The sequence below is a fragment of the Atlantibacter hermannii genome (assembly GCF_009907385.1).
Classification (GTDB): Bacteria; Pseudomonadota; Gammaproteobacteria; order Enterobacterales; family Enterobacteriaceae; genus Atlantibacter; species Atlantibacter hermannii_A.
On the sequence record NZ_JAAATR010000109.1, the window covers coordinates 1 to 248 of the forward strand.

Here is a 248-nt window from a genome sequence, read left to right on the forward strand (position 1 = left end):
CCCTGACGGCAGGCACCACGCCGGACGGCGTGCAGTCCACCTTCGCAGTCAGCCCTTCCTCGGTGGCGGCGGATAACACGGCGACCAGCACCCTGACGTTCACGGCCAGGGATACGAACGGCAACATCATCAGCGGGATTGCCGGAAACCTGAGTATCAAAGTCACTGGCAGTCTGGGCGGAACGCCTTCTTCCAGTGAAGTGGTGGTCAGCAGCCTGACCGAAACCGGCAGCACCGGTGTGTATACG

General features: G+C 62.5%; 1 protein-coding gene. It reads left to right on the forward strand.

The features are described from left to right. On the forward strand, positions 1-248 hold a 248-nt coding region (locus tag GV764_RS20315; protein WP_161661783.1), incomplete at both ends, for an invasin domain 3-containing protein.